Genomic DNA, 19,510 nt, shown 5'->3' with positions numbered 1-19,510 from the left:
GTCACTTGAGCTGCTCCAGATAGTGAAGGATCGCGATGAGCTCGTTCGATTGCAGCGGCATCTTCGGCATAAGATTGCCGGGCTTGACGTGCTGGGGATCGGCGATCCAGGCGCCGAGCGCGGCCGGCGTCAGCGGCAGCGTTCCGGCGGCGACCGTGGTACGGCTGCCGATGTGGGTCAGATCGGGACCCAATTGCCCGCCCGCCAGCGTGCCCCGCACTGTGTGGCAGAGCGCGCAGCCTCTTGCACGGAACTGCTGCTCGCCCTGCTTGCCGAGCTGGTCGGTCGGGCTGTTGGCGCTCCGGTTCTCGTTGTCGCGCCAGCGGCCGAACTCATCCGGCGATAACGCGAGCACCGCAAAGGCCATATGCGCATGCTGAAGTCCGCAGAACTCGGCGCATTGGCCGCGATAGACGCCGGCGGTCTTCGCCGTGAACTGCAGCTCGTTCTTCTGCCCGGTAATGAGGTCCATCTTCCCGGTCAGGCTCGGCACCCAGAAGCTGTGGATCACGTCGGCGGATTCGAGCTCGACCTTCACGGGCTGACCGGTCGGAATCCGGATCTCGTTGGCTGTCACGAAGCTCTTGTCGGGACTGTCGTCCTCGTACCGAATCTCCCACCACCATTGATGGCCGATGATCTTGAGGGTGAGGGCGTGCTCGTCCTTGGCGAAGACGGTGCGCTGGCCGGCATAGCTGACGATGGAGAGCCCGAGCACGATGACGAGGGTTGCGAGCCCCAGGATGAAGACGACGCGACCGGCCGTCCTTTCAAAGGGCTGGTGCAGCGCGAGCGGCTGGTCGGCCGTACGATTTCGGCGCAGCATGCCGACAGCAAGCACGATCATCGCGGCGATCCAGACGATGGCCGCGACGCCCAGGAAGATGAAGAGGATATTGAGGATCTGGGTGGACTGAAGCCCTTGCGGGTCGAGCGCCGACTGCTGGCCGGCGCAAGCGACCAGCGGCAACGCCGCAAATGGCACCAGAGCCGTTCGCATCCGGACAGGCATGAGTGTTCGCCGTGCTCCCCTGTTGCAGGGCGAACCGGTCAATCCTATGAAGGTTCCTATCGCACAGATCGGGCTGGTTCACTGCCGCCTCAGAACGGCCATCCCCTGGTCGCGATGAAGATTGCCGCATCGGCTGCGCCCATCAGCAGCAGGACGACGATGACGGCAATTATCGCTCCCGGTTGAGCGATCGCGCGAAGATCTTCCAGCATGTATCATCCTCGGTCGCGTGATCACCGTGCCGCGGGCTTTTGCGGATCGTCGCGGCGCTGCGCGGCTTCCGTGTTCCGGTCCAGTTGTGCGCGCTCACTTCGGCGCAAATGGCCGGATCGACTGACGCCATACCAGATCACGGCGCCAAGGATGAAGGCGCCGATGAACCACAGCCACAACACCGTGGCCGAGACGTCTCCCAAAAGCATGCCGACGCCGCTATTGCCCATTTGTGCGCTCCGGTTAGATATCCGGCAATGCGAGCGTGCTGCCGTGGTTCCTAGGCCCCGCGCTGGGGCATCAAGTCAGGAGAGGCGCTGTGATCAGGATCGGCGTGATTTCGGATACGCACGGGTTGCTACGTCCGGAGGCCGTGCGCCGTCTGGCCGGGGTCGCGCACATCATCCACGCCGGCGATATCGGCGCCGAGCATGTGCTCGAGGGGCTGCGCAGAATTGCGCCTGTCTCGGCGATCCGGGGGAATGTCGACACCGGCGATTGGGCGCGGAACTATCGGGATACGGAAACGGTGCATCTCGGCGGGTGCGATTTATACGTCCTGCATGATCAGAACGAGCTTGCGAGCAAACCTGCGCCTGAAGGCGTTGCTGCCGTGATCTGCGGTCATTCGCACCGGGCGAGCGTCAAGAACGTCGGTGGGGTGCTTTATCTCAATCCCGGGAGCGCCGGGCCGCAACGCTTCAAGCTCCCGATCACGCTGGCGACGCTCGATCTCGACGAAAGCGGCGAGATTCGACCGATCGTGCACACGCTCGGCTAGTCCAAGACGTGGTCGAAGCTCGCCGGCTCTCCTTACTCAAAGTGAGCCAAGTTGAAAATTTGCGCGAGAAGCTGCTTGATGGTTGTTCCTGGAACGATCTTATAGCTTTGCGTTGTCGTATCATCATCGGCAGATATGCATGGGCGTCGATGCTGAGAGTGTAGTGCTCCCGCCTCACAGGCCGGAGTGGTTTGCATCATTCGGGTCTCGAAATGGAGCATCCGATGCCGGCAAACCTGGCTTCCGCCCTGATCACAAAGCTGACCGTGTCCAACAATCTGGACGCCGAGGACATCCGGGCAATTCACACGCTTCGGATTCGCGAGCGGCATTTCGACTCCGGCGAAGTCATTGTGGCCGATGGAGACCGGCCAAGTGACTGCTGCCTGATCGCGGAAGGATTTGCATTCCGCTCGATAGACGACTGCGGATGGCGAACGACAGGTTCTCTCCATCCACATACCGGGAGAGATCCTGACCTTCAAGGTCTTCATCTCAAGGTCATGGATCATGACCTGATCACCGTCACGCGGTGTGCGCTCGGCTTCATCTCCCACGACGACCTCAGAGAGGTCAACCGCTTGCGCCCGAACCTGGCATCGGCACGATGGCGCGAAACTCTGCTCGACGGGGCAATCTTCAGGGAATGGATCGTCAACGTCGGACGGCGTGAGGCTACGCCCAGAATGGCTCAGCTCCTGACAGAACTCCACCGCCGGCTGAAGGCCATCGGGCACACGCGTGATGGAGAGTTCGGCTTGCCCATCACTCAGACCGATCTGGGCGATTGCCTTGGCCTTTCGGTGGTTCACACCAAGCGGGTCCTCCAGAACCTCCGGAAGGGAGGGCTGGTCTCGGTGAGCAGGTCGGAGTTTCACATCCTCAAGCCCAAGGAGATGGAAGAGCTGGCAGGCTTTGACCCCACCTACCTGCATCTGAGCCCGAGCACTTAGGTCAGCCTTTGGGCCCGCACGTCGATGCGATAGAGTGGACTATCATCCCGGTGAACCACAAGCGACCATTTGCCGCCAGTGGAGCTGAGCGTCGATTCGATGTCCCTGACGGTACGAAGGGCCTGGTGCCAGGCTGCTTCGTCGTCCGGCAGCTCTTCGTTGTCAGAGAAATCGTCGCCGTCCGTGATCAAGAATGAGTATCTGGTCATCCAGTTGAACGGCTGGAACACGCGGCGCGTTCCTAACGTCTGTTCAGAGTCGGAGGTTGCCGCCGAGCGGTCCTCGTGCATTTGGGACAAGATATCCGATGGGCGGGCTAGGAACGCTTGCGGTCGCCTTCGGTTACCGGAGCAAATTCCGGAGCAGCTCCATGACCGAATATCCCAAGCCGCCCTTTCCCGCTCAGCAGCAACCGGCGCCCGGCACAACCCGCGCGATGAACCCGCGACCGGATCATGGCGAGGAGAGTTATAAGGGGGCCGGTCGCCTCGCCGGTATGAAGGCCATCATCACGGGGGGCGACAGCGGCATCGGCCGCGCCGTCGCAATCGCCTATGCCCGCGAGGGCGCGGACATCGTCATCGCCTATCTGAACGAGCATGAGGACGCGGCTGAGGTCAAGGCGCTGGTCGAGCGCGAAGGGCGCAAGGCCGGTCTGATTGCCGGCGATATCGCCAATCCCGATCATTGCCGCAGCATCGTCCATCGCGCGGTCGAGGAACTCGGGGGAATCGACATACTCGTCAACAACGCGGCCCATCAGGCGACGTTCAAGGACATCCAGGACATCAGCGATGGGGAATGGCAACGAACCTTCGAAGTGAACATCCACGCCATGTTCTATTTGGCCAAGGCTGCCGTCCCGCACATGCGACCGGGCGGGGCGATCGTGAATACGGCTTCCGTGAACTCGGACATGCCGAACCCGAGCCTGCTCGCCTATGCCACGACCAAAGGCGCCATTCAGAACTTTACCGGCGGGCTCGCGCAGATGCTGGCAAGCAAGGGCATCAGGGTCAACGCGGTCGCCCCGGGACCGATCTGGACGCCACTGATCCCGTCGACCATGCCCGAGGATTCCGTAAAGAATTTCGGCAAGCAGGTGCCGATGCAGCGTGCCGGACAGCCGGCGGAGCTCGCGACAGCCTATGTGATGCTGGCCGATCCGCTCTCGAGCTACACCTCGGGAGCCACGCTCGCCGTGACCGGCGGGAAGCCGTTCATTTGAGCCGACACGCAGCCTGCGAAGCGTTCAGCCATCAGGGCTGTCGCTGTCACCTGGTGTTGCCGAATTGGACGGAGCGTCGTTTGCCCGCTCGGCCTTGATGTCGATGCGGTAGAGCGGACTTCCATCGGTCTTGATGACCTCGAGCCTCCACGCACCGCCGGGGGCGAGCACGTCTTCGATGTCGCGCGTAAGCAGGAGCGCGTTCTTCCAGGCCGCCTCCTCGTCGGGCAGATCCTCGCCGACACGGTCCTCAAAGGGGTGACCATTGTGAATGTTGAAGTAATAGCGTGGCATTTCGGCCAAAACGCCCGACCGCAGCGCAATGTTCCGGGTGGTCGGCCGAGGAGCGCCGTGATCGTGCCTGCCGTTACAGCGTGATGACGTAGACGGCGAACGCGATGATCATTGCCAGGCTCACGACGACGATACCGATCAGCAGCTTTCCCATGACGGTCAATGGAACACCCGCTTGTCCGTTCCAACGGGGCGGAACCGATCCTGTTCGATATTTGGGGCATCGGCGAGCTCGCGCATGGTGTCACTCAGCGGAGACAGGATGCCGTCGGTCGTTCCGGATGATGGCTGTCTACAGGTGTTTTGCCCGACGAGTCAAATCGAATTCGTATAATCAGAATTCGACCGCCGCCAAGCCATTGATCTCATTGGCACCGGCTACTGTGCATGGGGTTGTTTTCGCTTTTCTTTTGTTGCGCCCCCGAGAGGGACGGGCAGGCGTAGCTAGCCGAATTGGAACGTCCCTTCCGGCGACAGGTTTTCGAGTCAGTCACGGGAGAACAGCATGGATCAAAACGACCCCTTCAGCGCAAGGCCTCGACAGAACAGCGCAGTCGGCTGGATGGTCGGCGCAGTCTTCGTCATAGCCGTCGTCGCGGCCGTCTTCTTCTACAATGGACGCGATATCGGTCATCAGACCACCACCACGGCTCCGACCAACGCTCCGAGCGTCACGACCGGTTCGAGCTCGTCCAACAAGTAAGCCTGCACTCCAGCGGCGGCGCCGAACGGGGCGACCTGTGTCTTCGCACGGGGCGCTGAAAGCTGGCGTTGCTGTCCTGAAACATTCGCGCGTCGCTGGGCGTTGTAATTCCCCGCACATCATTCTTCAGAAACGAATGCGACCCCGCGCAAGGGAGAGTCTCGCCGGGGCCGCGCTCGCGCGCACGTCTGGAAGGGAACGGACCGAGGCGCGCGTCGACGTCATCTAGTGCCGCAGCATACCCGCACTCTATTCCGTCTGCTCGACGGCCGCCGGCATTTTCGCGACCGACATCAGCGAACGAGCGACCTGGTTCAAGAGCTGATCGGCATTCTCTTCCTCAGCGAGGGACTTCGACAGAAGGCTGACGACGGCGCTATGGCGCAATTGCTGAGCGAGATTGCGCGCGGTAGTGTAGCCGGCGATCTCGTAATGCTCGACCCGCTGCGCCGCCCCGATCAATGCGAGATCGGCGGCAGCATCTTCCTTCTCTTCGCCTTCGTCCATGATTTCCTGGCCTTCCTCGACCAGGCCCATCATGCCCTTGCAAGGCTTGGTGCGCACTGACTTTCCGAGCATCTCGAAACACTCGTTGATTCGCTCGATCTGCGCCTCGGTCTCGACGAGGTGCTGCTCGAACAACTCTCGCAGCTGATCGAAGCGCGCGGCTTCCGCCATCTTGGGCAGCGCCTTCGTGAGTTGCTTTTCCGCGTGAAGGATGTCGCGGAGCTCGTCGATCAGGAGTTCGCCGAGACCGGCTTCGTCGACCGGCGGAGAGCTCTCGGTGACGATCGCGCTTGCTGGGCCGGGCTCGCCGGCCTGGATGGCAGGCGAGTCGGTGAAGACCCATTCGCCTCCCTCATTCCACGGCCCGCGCGTGTCGATCTCGCCGTGATCGCCGGTTCCCGTCGAATCGTTGAAGAACTGATCGACGAGGCCGGGTGTTGGGGCGATCCGGCCGATGCTGAATGCCGGCTTTGCCATGCTTTCGAGCGCCAGCGAGAACGCCTTCATGTGCGTAATCTCACGCGTCATCAGGAACTGAAGCGCATCCTTGGTTCCAGCGTCATCGGTGAAATTGATCAGCCGTTCGTAGACGATCTTGGCTCTCGCCTCCGCGGCAATGTTGCTCCGAAGGTCGACATCCAGCTCGCCGGTGATCTTGAGGTAATCGGCAGTCCAGGCATTGCCCTGCGAGTTGAACAGGTTCACGCCGCCGCCCCCGGCGATCGCGATGAGCGGATCGGCTTCGGCAGCCTGGCGATCGAATTTCGCGGGCTTGAGATGCATGCGGGCGAGCGTGCCGACGACTTCGAGATGGCTCAATTCCTCAGTACCGATGTCCATCAGGAGATCCTTGCGATCCGGATCTTCGCAATTGAGCCCCTGTATGGAGTACTGCATGGCGGCGGCGAGCTCGCCGTTGGCGCCACCGAACTGCTCGAGCAGCATATTGCCGAACCGGGGATCAGGTTCGTCGACACGGACGGTGAACATCAGTTTCTTCACGTGGTGATACATGGATTGCCCTTTAGGTTGGAAGGAACATCTGTTCTCGAACCGGCGTGTATTGGCGTTGTTCCTATGTAGCCGCGCGCAGTAGCGACGATGAACGCCCGGGAGGAGGCCGCGCCAGTGGCGACGCCGAGGCGAAAGGGCAGCTCCATCGTTGCAATCGTCTTAGTGAGAGGAACGATCGCTGTGAAACGCCATGCTCGGCTCGCTGGATGAGAAGCGTCGTGCCCCAGGTCGCGAGCCCCGCCAATGAATGCCACTCGAGGCCATTTCCCACGGTAACTCAGCAGACCGCATATACCACATGGAGGCTGAGCGCCGCCTCGACGGCGGCAATCGAGCGCGAGCGTCGCCGTCGCTCGTCTGCAATCCCGGCTTGGTCAGGAAGTGACACCGGCCGTCTTGTGCTGGATCATCTCCTTAGCTCGACCTTTCGCGGCCTGAACCCCCTTGGGGAAGCCGCTGCGGTTGGGATACAGCTTGCGCCGCGCATTCGGCGGAGGCCGCCGCGGCTTGGTATCCTGGGCGGCCCGGTAGTCGAGCATGGCAATGCCACCCACCATGAGGAGCGCCAGCGCGATGTTGCCCTTCTTGGGATTATCGGATGTCAGGCCCGAAAGGAGTGCAGCCGCATCCAGGCCGTCGCCACCGACGCGAGCCCACAGCCCCGCGTTCCTATCGACCGATAGTGACATGACGCCGGCGAGGATTTCCCGCAAGCCGAAAGCACGGACCAGCGTCTCGCGTCCCTCCATGCCGAGCGCTTCCGTGACGCGTCGGGGCGCGAGGAATTCCGTGATGCCGAGGCCAATGCCGAGCCAGCCAAGCGCGCGTGCAAGCTGGTCTGGCGGTTGCTTCAGGCTCGGTCCGCCTTCAACAATCTTGGGGTCCCCCTTGGAGCGCACGATATTTGAGAAATGAAACATGGTTGCTCCTTTCAGGGCTTCAACACGACCTTGACACATGAATCACGCTTGTCGCGGAACATTTGGTACATTTCGGGACCTTGCTCGAGCGGCACGGTGTGGGTGATGACGAATGACGGATCGATCTCGCCTTGCTCGATGCGGCGAAGAAGATCGTCGGTCCAGCGGTTGACGTGAGTCTGCCCGGTGCGCATCGTCAGACCCTTGTTCATGAATGCGCCCATCGGAAGCTTGTCGGAGAAGCCGCTGTAAACGCCGGGCACCGAGATGATGCCGCCGGGCCGGCAGACATAGATCATCTCCCGCAGGACATGGGGCCGGTCGCTCTCCAGCATCACCATCTGCTTGGCTCGGTCGAGCAGGGTGTCGGGCCAGGATGCGCTCACATGCGATTCCATCCCGACGCAATCGATGCACTTTTCCGGACCTTTGCCGTCGGTCAGTTCCTTCAGCCGCTCCAGAACGCTCTCGTTCTCGAAATTGATCGTGGTCGCGCCAGCGGCTTCCGCCATGCTGAGCCGCTCGGGCAGGCAGTCGATCGCGATCACTTGATTGGCGCCGAGCAGGATGGCGCTCCGGATCGCCATTTGTCCGACCGGACCACAGCCCCAGATCGCGACCGTATCTGTCGGTACGATGTCGCATTGCACCGCCGCCTGCCAGCCGGTCGGGAAGATGTCGCTGAGAAACAGCAGCTGTTCGTCTGGGATGCCCGCGGGAACCTTGATATGCGTGGCATCGGCGAAGGGCACGCGGAGATATTCCGCCTGTCCGCCAGGATAGCCGCCGGTCAAATGAGTGTAGCCGAACAGACCTGCGGTTGAATGTCCGAACACCTTATCGGCCAGGTGCTTCTTGCGGTTGGTGGTCTCGCACACGGAGAAATTGCCGCGTTTGCATTGATCGCATTCGCCGCAAATGATCGTGAAGGGGACGACGATGCGGTCGCCCTTCTTCAATTTGCTGTCGACGCCGCAGCCCACTTCGACGACCTCGCCCATGGTCTCGTGGCCCATGATATCGCCGGGCATCATGCCGGGAATGAAATTGTGGAAGAGGTGCAGGTCTGAGCCGCAGATCGCGCAGCTCGTGACCTTGATGATCGCGTCGCGCGGGTCCTGGATCTCCGGATCGGTGACGGTATCGCACCGGATGTCTTCCTTGCCGTGCCAAACCAGCGCCTTCATCTTCGTTCTCCCGCTGAATTTACGAGGCATCTAAGTCCAGAATGGAACGATGGTTGCTATTGCAGCCGCAAATCTTCGCGCCTGATTGCGGACTTCGGATAGGAACGAGCCGGACACCGAGCGATTGGCCGTCATCAAGGTCAGCCGCGAGGACACGCCCATGTCTGCCGATCGATTGCCCGCCAGCAAGTTCGCCGTCGTAACCGGAGCTTCCACCGGAATCGGCCTGGAACTCGCAAGGTGCTGTGCCGAGAACGGCTTTGATCTTGTCATCGTTGCGGATGAGCCCGCAATTGAGACGGCTGCGACCGAGCTGCGCAGGCTTGGCCGAAGTGTAGAAGCCGTCCAGACCGATCTCGCCACCACCGAAGGCGTTGACAAATTATGTGCCGCGATCGGCGACCGCCCGATCGATGCGCTCTTGGCCAACGCCGGCGTCGGCCTCGGCAATGCTTTCCTTGATCAGGATTTCGGCCGGATCAGGCGCGTCGTCGACACGAACATCACCGGAACTCTCTATCTGATCCATCGCGCTGGCAATGAGATGCTCCGGCGGAACTCAGGACGTATCCTGATCACGGGCTCGATCGCCGGCTTCATGCCCGGCAGCTTTCAGGCCGTCTATAACGGAACCAAGGCATTCCTTGATTCCTTCTCCTTCGCACTGCGCGAGGAGCTACGCGGCAGCGGCGTGAGCGTCACCTGCTTGATGCCGGGTGCGACCGAGACCGAATTTTTCCGGCGTGCCGACATGATGGACACCAAGGTCGGCACCGACAAGAAGGACGATGCACGTGAGGTCGCAAAGGCCGGCTTCAATGCGATGCTGCGCGGGGAGTCAGATGTCGTCACAGGAATGAAGAACAAGATCCAGACGACGGTGGCTAACGTCACGCCGAATGAGGTGTTGGCCAAGCAACATCGCAAGATGGCAGAGCCGGGCACGGCGAAGTCTTAACGAGATCGCGCTGCATTCTTTATTGCACGCGCTAGGCCGTGCGGCGAGGTGATCCGCATCACCCTGGCCGCGTCGAGAAGGCCGGCGGCGATCTCGACCTTTGGCGAACTGTTCCGGCGAGAACAGCAGGAAGACGCAGGTGATCAGCATGTCGCAATTCTTCAGAGCCTCGACGGCGTCGGGCGGGGCGGCCAGGCCGGTGACGCCGACGTTCCAGCCGGACTTATGGCGGGTATCGGCCATTCCCGGCTCAGCCAGGCTTCTATTCGGCAAGAGCGCCGCTGAATCAGGGACGAATCCTGGCCACGATGACATCCCGCCGCTTGATCACGCGATCGACACGGTGTGCCAGACTGTCGTAGGGCGGTGTCTCCATCACGTCGAAAGGAGCGGTGTCCCGGACAAATGCCACCATCTCCTCGCGCGTGAAGCGCGTCGAATCCCAGGAGAAGGCCATGCAGCCGCCCGGGTCCAGCAGCTTGGCCCAGGCGGGCAGACAATCGGTCAGGAGGGCCTGCAGCGGCGCCTTGTGTTGAATGCCGTAAGGCAGATCGGCAACGATGAGATGAGGTCGACCGAACCCGGATGTCAGCTCTTTGGCCGCGGCTCCGCTTCCGCTCACCAGCATGCAGCGAAGGGGGCTCTCCCTTCCGATCTGGAAATGCCAGCGGCGCGCATTTCCCAATTTTCGCAGTCGCTCCTGGTTCGCGGACAGCGATATCCGGTTCTCGCGACAATATTGAGTGATGAAGGTGGCCGTGGACTCGACATCGTCCTGGTCGAGCTCGACGCCGGCGACGCTGGCGCCGAGTGACAGGCCGACGAACAAGGTCGTTCCGCCGCCGCACATCGGGTCAAGCAATTTCAGCTCGCGCCAGTCCATGTGGCGAAAGTCGGAAGCATTCTTGGCGATGTTGCAGACGAAATGCGTGAAGAACTCGCTAGTCTTTCCCTTGTAGCGCCTGATGGAAGGCAGGTCGCGGGAGATGGCAAAGGGGTAGGTAACTGCGACCGGCCTGAGCAATGGGCCCTGCACGGCGTCGATGGACTCGAAGAACTCGAAGACATTCCCCAGCATCGCCATGCTGGCGAGTTGCCTGTGATGTTGCTCCGTCAGGCCAGCGCCCGATGTCGTGAACTTGACGTAGTCCTGCCCGGCGATGTTTTCCAGGGAAACGCTCGACAGCGTCTGACCGAGCGGCGATGCCAGGAGTTCGGCTGTAGCGAGGTCGCGCGCCAAATTGCTGTATTGACTGCTTCTCTGCGGTGCGACTTGCGCGACGAAGGTATTCGTGGAGATCATGATCGGTCTGTAGGCCGCCTTCTTTTGAATTCGATGTCCGAGGCTGCTATCTGGCGGGCGCCAGCCTGGCTCTGTATGCCTCGCAAGATACGAAGGACGGGCAAACTGCCGGCAAATCCGTCGGGAAGGCAAGCGTCTTTTCGACATTTTTCCCGAATTGTCCGTCCGCGAGCGCGGCATCTGCGTCCCGTACGGGCCGCCCCGACGCGTTGCCCGCAGCGCCGCTCGACGCCATTCATCATCTCGTCGGAAAATGGATCGCGTGGCCTGTCGTCGGCCTTCATATAGACGCGGCCCTGTTTCACCACCTGGTTCGACGTGACAAGATTCTGGTCCGCACGCTGCCGTACTCGTCAACCGCAGGGCAGAGCCAGCCAGGGACCCCAACCCGCGTCCTTCCGGACTCGTGAGTACGCGTCGACGTCGCGTTGGCTGGTGCGAAGCGAGCTGGTGCCGAGCATCTGGCGCATTTTGTCGCATCCAGTCGTGGCGAGCCGTCTGACTCAAGTCGTAGATGATCGAGATATTCTAAGTGATGACGCACGCATTTGCGTTGCGGTCACGATGTCGTCTCTTTAAGGAGGCGATGCAGATCGAGAGCAATCGGACATTGCCGATCATAACGTAGGCAACTGCTCCGAATGTGAGTCTGCGGAGGAGCTGAAGCGCGGGCGACAAATGTCGGCCGAGTGCGGATGCAAAATCCGATCTTCGATCCATAGGTCGTTGCAGGCCGAGCGTGGAGCATTTCGCGCTGGGCGATGTGCTGCCGTTGAGGGACTTTCTGGAAATGCCGCGTGCGGGTGAGATTGGGGCAGGTGTTCGCTGGGGTGCGAAACTGCTGGGTGGAGTGGCGTTGCTGGCGTGGTTCGAAACGCCTGCTCAATCCGAAACGGCGCAAAGCGCCACTTCCCTTCCACCCGTTACCGTCGATGCTCCGACGCAACAATCGCTCCGGCGCGCACCGATCAGCCGAAATGCAGCCCGGGCTCGGACAGCTTCCCGCCGCACCGCTGCGCGAGTCGCTCCGCCACCGGAAACGGCCGCCGCGCAATCGCAGGCGTCGCGGCCGGGTGTTGTGCCTGCCTTTACAGGCGGCCAGGTTGCACAAGGCGCGCGGCTGGGACTGCTCGGAAATACCGACACAATGAAGTCGCCGTTCAACGTGACGAGTTACACGGATACGTTCATCCGGGATCAGCAGGCGGCGACGGCTGCGGATGCCCTGATCCTCGATCCTTCCGTGCGAAGTTCGCACCCAACCGGCGGTGTTGTGGACTCTTTCAACATCCGTGGCTTCCCGATCAACGAAGGCAACAACGGTGAGTTCGCCTTCGAGGGCCTTTACGGAATAGCGCCGACATATCGCATCTTCACGGACTACGTCGAACGCATCGAGGTGCTGAAGGGTCCCTCAGCCGCGCTCTCCGGAATTGCGCCCAACGGCGGTGTTGGCGGTGTCATCAATGTCGTGCCTAAGCGCGCGGAAGAGGATTTGACTCGCCTTACGGCGAGCTACGGTTCGACCGCACGATTTGGCGGCCACTGGGATGTTGCGCGGCGTTATGGCGGCGCTAGAGAATGGGGCGTGCGAGCCAGCGGCAGCCTGCGCGACGGCGACACNGATTGACCGCCAGTCCGAAACAACGGGAGTCGGATCGCTGGCCCTGGACTATCAGGGCGAGCGGTACAGGTCCTGGCTCTACCTCATCGCCCAGACCGACCGGTTCGACGCTCCGTCGCGTCCATTCCTCATGGCCTCCGGCCTGCAAGTACCAAAGGCGCCGGACGCCCGGCTGAACGTGACGCAACCCTGGGAATGGTCGCACATCAACGATCAATCGGTCCTCTGGCGCAACGAGTATGATGTAAGCGATCAGGTCACCCTGTTCGCCGATGTCGGCGGCTCGCGAACCAATGTCGAGCGGTTCTTCGGTCTTCCGACGATCACCAGCGCCAGCGGCAACACCACCTCGACGCCGCAGTTCTTTGGGCTCAGCATCGATCGGCACACGTATGATGGCGGCGTCCGGGCCCGTTTCGATACCGGATTCGTTCGACATGCCGTCACCTTCCAGGCCTCGGTCTATCACGACGAGCTGTACCGGCGGCTCACCAATGGCAGCCCGGTCGCGTCGAACATCTACAGTCCGACGGTGGCGCCAACACAGTTCGCCAATGAGATCCCCGGGCGCCCTCGGCTCTCGGACAGCCAGCTCACGGGGCTCTCGATTGCCGACACCTTGTCCGTGCTCGACGAGCGCGTGTTGCTGACTTTGGGTGTCCGTCGCCAGGGTATCGAAGCGAACAACTATGTCTCCAATGTCGGGACGCCGTCGAACGCCTACGACAAGAGCGCGACCACGCCCGTAGTCGGCCTCGTGGTCAGGCCCCTGGAAAATGTCTCGCTCTATGCGAACTACATCGAAGGTCTAAGCCGGGGCGATATAGCGCCGACGCAGCCGAATGTTTTCAATGCCGGCGAGGTACTTTCGCCTTATATCGCCAGGCAGTACGAGGCTGGCATCAAGGTGGACTTCGGGCGTATTGCGACCACCTTCAGCGCCTTCGAAATATCGAAGGCGAGCGGCGAACTGTCGGCCGGACGCTTCGCGGCGACCGCCGAAACGCAGGTCCGTGGGCTCGAGTTCAACGTCTTCGGCGAACTCATGCCCGATGTTCGTGTCCTCGGAGGCGTTTCGCTGCTGGATGGTACCCTGACCAAGACCGCCGTCGCGGCAAACCTGGGTAACACGCCAATCGGCGTTCCAAACGTGCAGGCCAATATTGGAGCCGAGTGGGACCTCTCGTGGATGAGGGGGCTCACCTTGAATGGAGCAGTCGTCTACACGGGCAGGCAGTTCGTCGATACCGCGAACAAGCAGCCGATCCCGGATTGGACGCGGCTCGATCTCGGCGCCCGCTACACGACGGCGATCAACGGCAGGAAGACGATTTTCCGCGCCAACATCCAGAACGTGACCGGTACGAATTACTGGTCCAGCGTGGCTTCATTCGGAACGTTCTACCTGGGAGCGCCGCGCACGTATCTCCTGTCGGTGACCGTGGACATGTAAGCGCTGCTCTTACCGCTGTTCGTGGTGGACGGCGCCTGCCGCCAATTCATCGGCCGAGAAGTGGTGTTGCAGAACACCAATCATCTCGGCGGAGACGGTCGAGGCCTGGCGGAATCTCTGGTTTCATTCAGGGTGATCGTGTCGTCCGTGACCCAGATGGACATTACCGCTTCGTCGATCGCATGAGTCGCGGCGTGCACGATCTATCCGTTGCCATCCGAACTCGGCGAAGACGAGGTTGCGGCCGCAATCGTGCTGGAGCAGGGGCAGTCGCTGGAGCCTGCCGACATCATCAGGCACTGCGAAGGGAAGATCGCCTATTTCGCGATTCCACGCTACGTCCGGATCATGAGCGACATGCCGTTGACGGAGAACGGCAAGATCAGGAAGGGAGTGCCGCAACAGGCCGGGGTGACGGTGCAGACCTGGGACCGCAAAGTCGCGGGCATTCAAATCCGGCGCTGAGGCTCACGACCGCTCGGGACGTTGCAGGGCGTCCCTCACGGCACTCTTCACGTCGTCGAGCGCGCCAACGAGGCCGTCGAGGCGGTCCATCGGAAATTCGGCCAGCAGTTCGGCGAGCCATGCGCCGTGACTCTTCGCCATTCGCCTGAAGCTCTTTCGGCCCTCAACCGTCATGCAGACGATTTGCACACGCCTGTCCAGATGCGACGGCGTCCGAGTGATATATCCATCCTCGACGAGGCGATCGACGATCGGTGTCAGGTTGCCAGCCGAAACCATCAGGCGCTTGGGTAGTTCCCCCAGCACTAATCCACTCGGCTCCCGATCGAGTTGAGCCAGAACGTCGAAGCGCGGCATCGTGAAGTCGTATTCCTCGCGAAACCGGCGCCGCAACTCTGCCTCGATCATGGACGTGCAGGCCAGCAGCCGCAGCCAGAGCCGCGTCTGAGCCCTGGATTCGGCGTCCGCGTCGGCCGCGTTACTGCTGGGCGCCGGCGAGGACTGCTTTGCGGGTGCCAAATCGATCTCCTGAGCCTCGTGCGGGGTGAAGGCGAATGCACTCCATTCGATCTGCAGCGGAATAGTTCGTGCAAAAATTAATTCAAGGCGAGAGCTGCAGAGCAGGAGCATCCTCCGGTGCGCGACGAATTCGTCAGCAGCATCGCCGCCGGACAGGCCCTGAAACGTCGTCCGCATTTTGTCGCCTTGACAAGGTCCTCGGGGAAGGAAATAGTTTAAGCTTAAAATAATGTCCGGCGGGCTGCGTTGGCGACGCAATCGCTGGTTCTGCAGAGAACATGCCGGCCGCCCGAACCGACCCTGGACCTTGCGGAGCGACAGATGAGCTCATCGGCAAAGACAATCTCCCGCGACTGGCTGGACTGGCCATTCTTCGAGCCGCGTCATCGCGCAATTTGCGATGCGCTCGACCGCTTCGTCACGCAGGGTGGTCTTCAGGTTGCCGATCACCGCGACGTCGATAGCGCCTGCCGCAAGCTCGTACGCGCGCTTGGCGCGGAGGGGCTGCTCGATTGCGCGGTCGCGGCGCCGGACGGCGACGTGGCGAGCATCGATTCCCGCTCGATCTGCCTGTCGCGTGAGACGCTGGCTTATGCCGATGGCCTCGCCGATTTTGCCTTCGCCATGCAGGGGCTCGGATCCGGCGCCATTGCGCTTGCCGGCTCGGCGGAACTGCGACAGGCCGTGCTTCCGAAGGTCCGTTCGGGCGAATGGTTGGCGGCCTTCGCGCTTTCGGAGCAGGAGGCCGGCTCCGATGTGGCGGCCATGAGCTGCACGGCACGCGAAGACGGCGGCAGCTATGTTCTGAACGGCGAGAAGACCTGGATCTCCAACGGCGGCATCGCGGACGTCTACACGCTGTTTGCCCGAACCGGGGAGGCGCCTGGCGCGCGCGGCATTTCGGCGTTCGTCGTGTTTCCGGACGATCCCGGCTTCAGTGTTGCCGATCGCATCGACATCATCGCGCCGCATCCGCTGGCGACGCTGCGTCTGGACAATTGTCGCATTCCGGGCAGCCGGCGGCTCGGAGCGTCCGGCGGAGGGTTCAAGATCGCGATGCAGACCCTCGACATCTTCCGGGCTTCGGTCGCTGCGGCCGCTCTGGGCTTTGCCAGACGTGCGCTGGAGGAGGCGCGAGTGCATGCACAGACGCGGCGCATGTTCGGGGCGACGCTGTCGGATCTGCAGCTCACCCAGGCCGCGCTCGGAGACATGATGACTGAAACCGACGCCGCGGCGCTGCTGACCTACCGTGCCGCCTGGCGCCGCGACGTCCAGAAGCTTCCCACCACGCGCGAGGCCGCGATGGCAAAACTGGCCGCCACCGAGACCGCCCAGCGTGTCGTCGACCGCGCGGTGCAGATGTTTGGCGGACGCGGCGTGCGCAAGGGCGAAATCGTTGAGAGCCTGTATCGCGAGGTCCGCGCCCTTCGAATCTACGAAGGGGCGACCGAGGTCCAGAAGCTGATCGTCGCGCGAGAGCTGCTCAAGCCGCGCTGACGCGGCCCTCGTACCTGAAGCATGCAGAGACTGGCAACGGCAAGCCCCCGTCGGGCAAAACACCCGCGAAGCTGTCAACCCATATCGTAAAAAATATTCCACTTTACCGAAATTCGGATTTGTCGTATGTGATGCCCATCCCGGCTCATCCTTGAGGGGCGATCATGTGGTCGTCATGTTCGCGAGCCGGGGCTTGCGGTGGACGCGGCAGCGTCGGGCGCGAGAGGTGCGGGCAGGGCGGGTAGTCCCTGTGAGCCCGAAACCGCGCGCGGACGAACGGCGCTGCTAGGCTTCGTCTCGTTTGCAAGTTTCCGGCTCCGTCGACAGGGCTGGAAAGACTGCGGCGATAGGGCGGGCCGTGCGTACGGCAAAACCGTGTGGTCCTGGCCGTCGTTGCTACGGTCAAGCTCTTGCGGAGGCGGCAGTTGCGTCAACCGGCGCGCTGCTGGTGCATTCCGTGGGAGTGAGGGAGGCCAGAGGGAATTCGGCTCCCGGGAGAGCACGGCATAAGCCGTCCGACCATCGCGCAGGGAAGGCCGAGTGATTGGCACCACCTGTATGCTGCTGTGCGGTTCCTTTGCGCTACCTTTCGCGCAGCGGACCGCGGGTGCGAGGTCGGCACCCGGCCTTCCCTGCGCCCTCTTGGTTTTTAAGGGTGGAGCGATCAAGCAAAGCTCGGGCGAATTGTGCCGCGAGAATGCGAAGGCGTGTCTGCGGCCACACACGCCGTCATTGCGAGCGCCAGCGAAGCAATCCAGAGTCCCTCCGCGGAAAGATTCTCGATTGCTTCGCGGAGCCTGTCATCGGGCCGCGCTTCGCGCGGACCCGTTGGCTCGCAATGACGAGGAGGAGAGAACGGGCGCAGGCTAGCTGCAGCTCAGCGGCAACGGCTGGCCGGGATGATATGCGTACCAGTCATAGCAATCCGGATAGGCGCCATAGAATCCATATCCGGACCGGAAGCGGCCGTAATGGTGGAACGCGTGCTGGCGGAGGCCGCCGAAGCCGAGGTGCTGGCCACCGAAGCCAAGGTGCTCGCCGCCGAATCCACCGGCATGTCCCATGCCGCCGAAATGCCCACCGCCGCCGATGCCCATATGGCCGCCGCCGCCAAAGCCGCCGTGGCCGCCGCCACCGCCGCCATGTGCCTCGGCCGTTCCGACCGCCAGCGCGGAGGCAAGCGCGGCTGTCGCGAGGATCATCAATGCTCGTTTCATGACGGACTCCTTTCGTGTCCCGATGCCTGCGGCCGATGCGTTCGCCTCGTGCCGTCGGCAAGCCCCTGCGTGAACGGAAGATAGGAAGCTCGCGCGGCGATCCCACTGAATTCGATGTCAGGCGCAGCGCATCGACGAAATGATCCGGCGCGCGTCTCGGTGCGGAGTCGGGCCCAATAGCAGGCCCGCCGCCATCGTTGAACGGCAACGGCCGGGCGAGGCGTCCACCCGGCCGGCCGCGACGTCGCCGCGATCAGAAGCTGCCGGTGCCCGGCTCACAGGGAACGTTGTCACCGGTCCACGGTGCCGTCGCGAACGCGCCGACGCGCGGCGCAGGAACGCAGGCTCGGCCGCCCTGATAGACGAGCCCTTTCGATGCGACCGGATCGGCTTGCATGGCGGACGGATGCGTCACGGCATGGCTCGTGCGCGCCATGACGGGGCCGCCGAGCATGGCGACTGCGATCAGTCCGCTCGACAACAGCTTGAGAGTGGTCATTGGGCTTCTCCTTGTGTGACAGCAGGCAGTCCACGCCGGCATGCACAGCAGGTGCGAGCGATCGTGCGCCAACAGAACGCACGAATTGCTCACCTGTCTTCAACGCGCCGTGATCCCAGCGTTGCCGGCAAGCACGATCGTGCACACCCGCAACGCGTCCGGTTCCGGCGCGTAACGAAGGCATCCTCGCGGACATATCTGTGGGAGCGTCCTTCTGGCTGGAGATGAGAGATGATCACGGCGACAGCACTTTCGATTGACCTCGCGCCGGCGGCGACCGCCGTTGCGAGCTTCCTGACATGCTATTTAGTGGTGCTGCATTCCGCGCAGGACTACGTGCTCCGCGAGCCGACGGCACGTCGCGCGCCGGTGCTGCTCCGCATGTTCGGCCCGGGCGGGTATTGAACATGTCGTCGCGGACCACCGACCCCATGTTTCTCCGCCGGCCTCGAGGCCTCGCAGGACGTGGGACCAGCACAATGACGCGGATTCTCCTGATCGAGGACGACACCGAGACTGCCGACGCGATCGTGTCAGAGCTCACTGAGCGCGGGTTCGAGGTGCGATGGGCGCCCGACGGCATCGGCGGTCTCGACCGTGCGCGCGAATCGTCGCCCGATGCCCTGATCGTCGATCGCATGCTGCCCGGAATGGACGGGCTCACCGTCATCGAGGCCCTGCGCAAAGACCAGGTGAGGACGCCGGTGCTGGTGCTGAGCGCGCTCGGTGCCGTGGACGATCGGGTGCGCGGCTTGCGCGTCGGCGGAGACGACTATCTCACCAAACCGTTCGCGCTGGTCGAGCTCGTTGCCCGGGTGGAGGCGCTGCTGCGCCGTCCGGTCGACAGCCGCGAGACCACGCTGCACGCCGGACCGCTGGAGCTCGATCTGATCGAGCGGAGGGCGCGGCGCGGCGAGCGTGAGATCGATCTGCTGCCGCGCGAATTCCGCCTGCTCGAATACATGATGCGCCGGAGCGACCAGCTGCTGACGCGCGCGATGCTGCTCGAAGAGGTCTGGAACTACAAATTCGTTCCGGCGACCACCAATCTCATCGACGTGCACATGGGCCGCCTCCGCCACAAGGTCGACGGTCCCGGAGAGATGCAGCTCATCCACAACGTTCGCGGCGCGGGATTCATCCTGCGTGTTCGCTGACAA

At 62.5% G+C, this 19,510-nt stretch carries 22 protein-coding genes and 2 pseudogenes; 11 read left to right on the top strand and 13 right to left on the bottom strand.

Annotated elements, in window-relative coordinates; all coding sequences use genetic code 11:
- Position 1: 1 nt before the first annotated feature.
- The 3 genes from coxB to A5906_RS11775 all read right to left on the bottom strand — a co-directional run bounded on the left by coxB (position 2) and on the right by A5906_RS11775 (position 1,455).
- Positions 2 to 1,012 carry a cytochrome c oxidase subunit II gene (coxB, locus tag A5906_RS11780; protein WP_080135374.1) on the bottom strand — a complete coding sequence of 337 codons (1,011 nt, stop codon included), beginning with the start codon at positions 1,010 to 1,012 and terminating at the stop codon, positions 2 to 4.
- Between the two features lie 89 nt (positions 1,013 to 1,101).
- Entirely contained in the window at positions 1,102 to 1,224 is a 123-nt protein-coding gene (locus tag A5906_RS45960) for a hypothetical protein (protein WP_283807685.1), read from the bottom strand.
- A gap of 21 nt (positions 1,225 to 1,245) precedes the next feature.
- Positions 1,246 to 1,455 carry a hypothetical protein gene (locus tag A5906_RS11775; protein WP_080135373.1) on the bottom strand — a complete coding sequence of 70 codons (210 nt, stop codon included), beginning with the start codon at positions 1,453 to 1,455 and terminating at the stop codon, positions 1,246 to 1,248.
- 89 nt (positions 1,456 to 1,544) lie between these two features.
- Here A5906_RS11775 and A5906_RS11770 point away from each other — a divergent pair, with 89 nt between their 5' ends.
- Together A5906_RS11770 and A5906_RS11765 are read left to right on the top strand one after the other, a co-directional pair.
- Positions 1,545 to 2,006, top strand: coding sequence for a metallophosphoesterase family protein (locus tag A5906_RS11770; protein ID WP_136615153.1), 462 nt, complete (start codon positions 1,545 to 1,547; stop codon positions 2,004 to 2,006).
- A 224-nt stretch (positions 2,007 to 2,230) separates the two neighbouring features.
- Entirely contained in the window at positions 2,231 to 2,959 is a 729-nt protein-coding gene (locus A5906_RS11765; protein WP_245326694.1) for a Crp/Fnr family transcriptional regulator, read from the top strand.
- Here the strand turns inward: A5906_RS11765 and A5906_RS11760 are convergent.
- Positions 2,956 to 3,249 (bottom strand): DUF6894 family protein, encoded by a 294-nt coding sequence (locus tag A5906_RS11760; RefSeq protein ID WP_080135372.1) that lies wholly within the window; start codon positions 3,247 to 3,249, stop codon positions 2,956 to 2,958. The genes A5906_RS11765 and A5906_RS11760 overlap by 4 nt on opposite strands.
- 80 nt (positions 3,250 to 3,329) lie before the next feature.
- On the opposite strand from A5906_RS11760, the gene A5906_RS11755 reads away from it, so the two are divergent.
- Positions 3,330 to 4,187: a glucose 1-dehydrogenase gene (locus A5906_RS11755; protein ID WP_080135519.1), complete on the top strand. Its 858-nt coding sequence runs from the start codon at positions 3,330 to 3,332 to the stop codon at positions 4,185 to 4,187.
- A 24-nt stretch (positions 4,188 to 4,211) separates the two neighbouring features.
- On the opposite strand, the gene A5906_RS11750 is transcribed toward A5906_RS11755, so the two are convergent.
- Complete coding sequence (locus A5906_RS11750; protein ID WP_080135371.1) at positions 4,212 to 4,481, bottom strand: DUF6894 family protein; 270 nt, start codon at positions 4,479 to 4,481, stop codon at positions 4,212 to 4,214.
- A 505-nt stretch (positions 4,482 to 4,986) separates the two neighbouring features.
- On the opposite strand from A5906_RS11750, the gene A5906_RS11745 reads away from it, so the two are divergent.
- Positions 4,987 to 5,184: a hypothetical protein gene (locus A5906_RS11745; protein WP_080135370.1), complete on the top strand. Its 198-nt coding sequence runs from the start codon at positions 4,987 to 4,989 to the stop codon at positions 5,182 to 5,184.
- A 249-nt stretch (positions 5,185 to 5,433) separates the two neighbouring features.
- Here the strand turns inward: A5906_RS11745 and A5906_RS11740 are convergent, their stop codons facing one another.
- The 3 genes from A5906_RS11740 to A5906_RS11730 form a co-directional block, all read right to left on the bottom strand.
- Positions 5,434 to 6,705 (bottom strand): DUF892 family protein, encoded by a 1,272-nt coding sequence (locus A5906_RS11740; protein ID WP_080135369.1) that lies wholly within the window; start codon positions 6,703 to 6,705, stop codon positions 5,434 to 5,436.
- Between the two features lie 374 nt (positions 6,706 to 7,079).
- On the bottom strand, positions 7,080 to 7,625 hold the full coding sequence (locus A5906_RS11735) for a hypothetical protein (RefSeq protein WP_080135368.1): 546 nt from the start codon (positions 7,623 to 7,625) through the stop codon (positions 7,080 to 7,082).
- Positions 7,626 to 7,636: 11 nt separating this feature from the next.
- Positions 7,637 to 8,812 carry a zinc-dependent alcohol dehydrogenase gene (locus tag A5906_RS11730; protein ID WP_080135367.1) on the bottom strand — a complete coding sequence of 392 codons (1,176 nt, stop codon included), beginning with the start codon at positions 8,810 to 8,812 and terminating at the stop codon, positions 7,637 to 7,639.
- 160 nt (positions 8,813 to 8,972) lie between these two features.
- Between A5906_RS11730 and A5906_RS11725 the strand changes: the two genes are divergently transcribed.
- The gene (locus A5906_RS11725; RefSeq protein WP_245326693.1) at positions 8,973 to 9,770 is read left to right on the top strand and encodes an SDR family NAD(P)-dependent oxidoreductase; all 798 of its coding nucleotides are present in this window, start codon (positions 8,973 to 8,975) and stop codon (positions 9,768 to 9,770) included.
- Positions 9,771 to 9,805: 35 nt separating this feature from the next.
- On the opposite strand, the pseudogene A5906_RS45955 reads toward A5906_RS11725, so the two are convergent.
- Together A5906_RS45955 and A5906_RS11715 are read right to left on the bottom strand one after the other, a co-directional pair.
- Positions 9,806 to 9,986, bottom strand: a pseudogene (locus A5906_RS45955) (leucyl aminopeptidase); the annotation flags it as partial.
- 70 nt (positions 9,987 to 10,056) lie between these two features.
- Positions 10,057 to 11,220 carry a TRM11 family methyltransferase gene (locus A5906_RS11715; protein WP_136615152.1) on the bottom strand — a complete coding sequence of 388 codons (1,164 nt, stop codon included), beginning with the start codon at positions 11,218 to 11,220 and terminating at the stop codon, positions 10,057 to 10,059.
- Between the two features lie 643 nt (positions 11,221 to 11,863).
- Between A5906_RS11715 and A5906_RS46150 the strand changes: the two are divergent.
- The 3 genes and pseudogenes from A5906_RS46150 to A5906_RS11700 form a co-directional block, all read left to right on the top strand.
- Positions 11,864 to 12,696, top strand: a pseudogene (locus tag A5906_RS46150) (TonB-dependent receptor plug domain-containing protein); the annotation flags it as partial.
- Between the two features lies 1 nt (position 12,697).
- Positions 12,698 to 14,150: TonB-dependent receptor (locus tag A5906_RS44245; protein WP_245326692.1), on the top strand; the 1,453-nt coding region annotated here is incomplete at its 5' end.
- A gap of 210 nt (positions 14,151 to 14,360) precedes the next feature.
- Entirely contained in the window at positions 14,361 to 14,615 is a 255-nt protein-coding gene (locus tag A5906_RS11700) for an AMP-binding enzyme (RefSeq protein WP_245326691.1), read from the top strand.
- A gap of 3 nt (positions 14,616 to 14,618) precedes the next feature.
- Here the strand turns inward: A5906_RS11700 and A5906_RS11695 are convergent, their stop codons facing one another.
- On the bottom strand, positions 14,619 to 15,311 hold the full coding sequence (locus tag A5906_RS11695) for a MarR family winged helix-turn-helix transcriptional regulator (protein WP_245326690.1): 693 nt from the start codon (positions 15,309 to 15,311) through the stop codon (positions 14,619 to 14,621).
- Positions 15,312 to 15,455: 144 nt separating this feature from the next.
- Between A5906_RS11695 and A5906_RS11690 the strand changes: the two genes are divergently transcribed.
- Positions 15,456 to 16,634 (top strand): acyl-CoA dehydrogenase family protein, encoded by a 1,179-nt coding sequence (locus A5906_RS11690; protein WP_080135365.1) that lies wholly within the window; start codon positions 15,456 to 15,458, stop codon positions 16,632 to 16,634.
- An 866-nt stretch (positions 16,635 to 17,500) separates the two neighbouring features.
- Here the strand turns inward: A5906_RS11690 and A5906_RS11680 are convergent.
- Both A5906_RS11680 and A5906_RS11675 read right to left on the bottom strand, forming a co-directional pair.
- Positions 17,501 to 17,851, bottom strand: a complete 351-nt coding sequence (locus A5906_RS11680) for a hypothetical protein (RefSeq protein ID WP_080135364.1) — start codon at positions 17,849 to 17,851, stop codon at positions 17,501 to 17,503.
- Positions 17,852 to 18,104: 253 nt separating this feature from the next.
- Complete coding sequence (locus tag A5906_RS11675; protein WP_080135363.1) at positions 18,105 to 18,350, bottom strand: hypothetical protein; 246 nt, start codon at positions 18,348 to 18,350, stop codon at positions 18,105 to 18,107.
- A gap of 231 nt (positions 18,351 to 18,581) precedes the next feature.
- On the opposite strand from A5906_RS11675, the gene A5906_RS42510 reads away from it, so the two are divergent.
- Positions 18,582 to 18,755, top strand: coding sequence for a hypothetical protein (locus A5906_RS42510; RefSeq protein WP_161495385.1), 174 nt, complete (start codon positions 18,582 to 18,584; stop codon positions 18,753 to 18,755).
- A 74-nt stretch (positions 18,756 to 18,829) separates the two neighbouring features.
- Entirely contained in the window at positions 18,830 to 19,507 is a 678-nt protein-coding gene (locus tag A5906_RS11670; RefSeq protein WP_080135362.1) for a response regulator transcription factor, read from the top strand.
- Positions 19,508 to 19,510 lie beyond the last annotated feature (3 nt).

It is taken from the genome of Bradyrhizobium sacchari, from assembly GCF_002068095.1.
Lineage (GTDB): Bacteria > Pseudomonadota > Alphaproteobacteria > Rhizobiales > Xanthobacteraceae > Bradyrhizobium > Bradyrhizobium sacchari.
The sequence above is the reverse complement of the archived record's forward strand: the minus strand, read 5'-3'. Positions and strand labels throughout refer to the sequence as shown.